Source organism: Streptomyces sp. SID14436, from assembly GCF_010548465.1.
Taxonomy (GTDB): domain Bacteria; phylum Actinomycetota; class Actinomycetes; order Streptomycetales; family Streptomycetaceae; genus Streptomyces.
Window position 1 is genome coordinate 1 of the sequence record NZ_JAAGMD010000463.1, and the last position, 3842, is coordinate 3842.

The following is a 3842-nucleotide window of genomic DNA, read 5'->3' on the forward strand; positions in this document are numbered from 1 at the left end:
TGTCGCTGCTCGCGCTCCGGGAGGCGGGCGGCTGGGCCGGACTGGCCGACCGCGCGGGCTGCGAGCAGGCCCTGGCCCGCGCCCAGGCGTACTTCGAACGCGGCCCCGCGGAGGCCGACCCGGAGTGGATGACCTTCTACGGCGAGGCCGAACTGGAGGGCCTGGAGGCGCAGTGCTGGTCGACGCTGGGCGACTGGCCGCGCGCCGCCCGGCACGCCCGCCGGGCGGCCGAGCTCCAGGACCCGCACTTCACCCGCAACATCGCCCTGTACACGGCGGAGCTGGCGGACGACCTGGCGCGCGGGGGGCGCCCCGACGAGGCGGCGACGGCCGGCATGCGCGTCCTGGACCTGCTGGGCGAGGTGCAGTCGTCCCGGATCCAGACCATGCTGGCCGGCACCGCGCGCGTGCTGCTCCCGCACCGCCGCGCCTCGGGCGTCTCCGCCTTCCTGGACCGCCACGGCTGCGTCCCGCGCGCGGTGTGAGCGGTGGGCCGGGCGGCCCGTCCGCGTCCCCCCACGCGTGGCCTGCCCCGGGGCCGGCTCCGTTGCGCGTCCCACACGCGTCGCATGCCCCAGGGCCGCCCCCATTGCGCGTCCCATGCGCGGTCCCCGCCCACGGCCGATTCCGTTTCGCGTCCCCACACGCGTCGCCCGTCCGGAGCCGCCTCCTCCGCGTTCCGCGTCGCCGCCTCCTCCGCGTTCCGCGTCCCACGCGTGACGGACCGACTGCGGGAGGACGACGCGTGAGGGCGGCCGCGGACGGGGTGGGGGCGAGGGCCGGCGTGGATGGGTCAGGGCGGTCGGTGGCCCGAGAGACGGCGTGGACCGATCAGGGCCGCCGCAGGCCCGAGGAACGCCGTGGACCGATCAAGGCCGCCGCAGGCCCGAGGAACGCCGTGGACCGATCAAGGCCGCCGCAGGCCCGAGGAACGCCGTGGACCAATCAGGGCCGCCGCAGGCCCGAGACGGCGCAGGGCACCGTCGGACCGGCGGGCGTCACGCCGACGGCCCCGGGCGAACGGGGTCACTCCGACGGCGCGGGCGACCGGCGTCATGCCCACGCCCCGGGCGCCCCGCGTCACTCCGCCAGGTGACCCTGGTCGTTCCAGCTCTCGATGGCCGGCTCCCCGTAGGCCCAGCCGAGGACCGACAGGGACGTCGGGTTGAGGCGGATGCGGGCCGCGAACTCCAGGGGCAGGCCCAGCCAGCGCGCGCCGATCGAGCGCAGGATGTGGCCGTGGGCGAAGACCATGACGTCCCGGTCCGCGGAGCGGGCCCAGGCGACCACCTCGTCCGCGCGGGCGGTCACCTCCGCCAGGGTCTCCCCGCCCTCGGGCACCCCGTCGCGCCAGATCAGCCAGCCCGGGCGCAGCGCCTGTATCTCGTCGGGCGTCAGGCCCTCGTAGGCGCCGTAGTCCCACTCCATCAGCGTGTCCCAGGTGTCGGCGCGCCCGCCGAAACCGGCCAGCTCGCACGTCTCCCGCGCGCGGGACAGCGGGCTGGTGCGCACCTCCACGTCGGGCAGCCCGTCGTACGGGGCGCGCCGCAGCCGCTCGCCGAGCAGCTTGGCGCCCCGGCGGCCCTCCTCCAGCAGCGGCACGTCGGTCCGCCCGGTGTGCTTGCCGGACAGCGACCACGCGGTCTGTCCGTGCCGGGCCAGCAGAATGCGCGGTGCCATGGGAGACCTTCCGGAACGAAACGCGAGCGGAACCCGTCCATCATCGCGCACCCTGATGAGGGGCAACCCCGGGCCCGATCCCGACGTCTATCTGGGCCGAGGGCGCCTCACGGGGGGCGCGGACCGACGCCGTAGAGTGGCTGACCGCCGATGGCGCGAGCGAGGACGAAGGGGGAGGGCGATCGGATGCCGCACAGCGAGAAACCGGGCACCGAGGAGGCCCCGGTGACCCGGCTGCGCTGGTGGACCGAGCTGCCGCTGATCGTCCTGGTGTACGCCTGCTACTCGCTGGGGCGCCTGGTCGTCCGGGGCGACGTCTCGGACGCCGTGGACCACGGCCTGGCCATCCTGCGCATCGAGAAGGCGCTGTACCTGAACGCGGAGAGCCCGCTGAACCGCTGGTTCACCCACGAGCCGTGGCTCGGGATACCCGCCGACTTCTGGTACGCCTCCCTGCACTACCTGGTGACGCCCGCCGTCCTGGTCTGGCTGTTCCGGTCCCGTGCCGTGCACTACCGGGCCGCCCGCACCTGGCTGATGGTGTCCACCTTCATCGGCCTGATCGGCTTCACCCTGCTGCCGACCTGCCCGCCCCGGCTGCTCGACGCGAGCCACGGCTTCGTGGACACCATGGCCCACTACAGCTCCTGGGGCTGGTGGGGCGGCGAGGCCAGCGCCCCGCGCGGGCTGGGCGGCATGACGAACCAGTACGCGGCGATGCCGAGCCTGCACGTGGGCTGGGCGCTGTGGTGCGGCGTGATCCTGTGGCGGCACGGGCGGACCCGCACCGCGAAGACGTTCGCCGTCGTCTATCCACTGGTCACCACGATCGTGGTGATGGGCACCGCGAACCACTACTTCCTGGACGCGGTGGCGGGTGCCGCCGTGATGGGCGCCGGGCTGCTGCTGGCCGCGCCGGCGATGCGGTGGGCGGACCGGTTCAAGGACCGTTTCCTGCCGCGCTTCGCGCTTCCCGCGGCGGTCGCTTCCGCGGCGGGTTCCCCGGATGTCAGTGCCGGATGCCAGACTTCCGCGGGTGAGCGAATTCCACGGCAGCGGCACGTCGAGCCGCGGTACGGGCCAGGAGCCGAGCCGAGTGCCGCCCCCGCGGACACGGGAGAGGGCGCTCCGGCACCGGCTCGCTGAGCTGCGCGGCCCCGAGACGCAGCCCAAGGCGCTGGACGCGCGCGCCCTGGCCGCCCTGGCCGCGAACCCGGGCTGCGGCCGGCGCGCGATCCTCGACGGCGCCGGGGTGGACAAGGCGGCGCTGGCCCGGGCCCTGGGGGCGCCGTCGGCTTTCGGGCAGTCGCAGTTCGCGCTCGTGCGGGGCAACGCCTTCGAGGCGAAGGTCAAGGCCGACGGCGGCACGGAGCTGCTGCGCCTGGCCCACGAGAGACTCGACCGCTCCGCCGAACCTCCCTCCGGGGCCCATGTGCCCGACCTGAGCGCCGTCGGCCCCGCGGGCCGCGCGGCGCGCACGGCGCTGGCGCTGCGCGAGGCCACCGCCTCCCCGGGCACCTGGACGCTGCTCGACCACCCGATGCTGGCGCTGGACGTCGCGGGGTCGGTCGCCCACCTGGAGCCGGACGCGGTGATCGTGCACCCGGACGGCAGCTGGACGGTCGTGGAGATCAAGTCGTTCCCGATGCTGGACGGCGCCGCCGACCCCGCGAAGGTGGGCGCGGCGACCCGGCAGGCCGCGGTGTACGTGCTGGCCCTCGAAGAGGTGGCCGCGCGCCTCGACCCGGCCCCGCGCGTGCGGCACCGGATCCTGCTGGTGTGCCCCAAGGACTTCTCCAACCTGCCCACCGCGTCCGCCGTGGACGTGCGCAAGCAGCGTGCGGTGACCGCCCGCCAGCTGGCCCGGCTCACCCGCGTCGAGGACATCGCCGACGCGCTGCCCGAGGGCATCTGCTTCTCGCCGGAGCTGCCCGCCGAGCAGCTGACGGCCGCCGTGGAGGCCGTCCCGGCGACGTACGCGCCGGAGTGCCTGTCCACCTGCGAGCTGGCCTTCCACTGCCGGGACCGGTCCCGCGCGTCCGGTGCGGTCACCCCCCTGGGCCGTCCGGTGCGGGCCGAGCTGGGCGGGCTGACGACGGTGGAGGACGTGCTGGCCGCGGCCCGCGGCGAGGCGGGCGACCCGGACGACCCGGCGGTGGCCG

Annotated in this window: 3 protein-coding genes and 1 pseudogene; 3 read left to right on the forward strand and 1 reads right to left on the reverse strand. The window is 75.6% G+C overall.

What is annotated here, in order from left to right:
• Positions 1–485: pseudogene (locus G3I53_RS16015) on the forward strand (hypothetical protein); the annotation flags it as partial.
• Between the two features lie 595 nt (positions 486–1080).
• On the opposite strand, the gene G3I53_RS16020 reads toward G3I53_RS16015, so the two are convergent.
• Positions 1081–1680, reverse strand: a complete 600-nt coding sequence (locus G3I53_RS16020; protein WP_164335269.1) for a histidine phosphatase family protein — start codon at positions 1678–1680, stop codon at positions 1081–1083.
• A 186-nt stretch (positions 1681–1866) separates the two neighbouring features.
• Between G3I53_RS16020 and G3I53_RS16025 the strand changes: the two genes are divergently transcribed.
• Complete coding sequence (locus G3I53_RS16025) at positions 1867–2826, forward strand: phosphatase PAP2 family protein (RefSeq protein ID WP_164335271.1); 960 nt, start codon at positions 1867–1869, stop codon at positions 2824–2826.
• Positions 2777–3842 (forward strand): hypothetical protein (locus G3I53_RS16030; protein WP_164438472.1); only part of this gene is annotated, 1066 nt, incomplete at its 3' end. The genes G3I53_RS16025 and G3I53_RS16030, both read left to right, overlap by 50 nt.

Excerpts from the sequence above, each read along its gene's own strand:
- G3I53_RS16025 (WP_164335271.1), top strand. The coding sequence starts at position 1,867 with ATGCCGCACAGCGAGAAACCGGGCACCGAGGAGGCCCCGGTGACCCGG.
- G3I53_RS16020 (WP_164335269.1), bottom strand. The coding sequence starts at position 1,680 with ATGGCACCGCGCATTCTGCTGGCCCGGCACGGACAGACCGCGTGGTCG.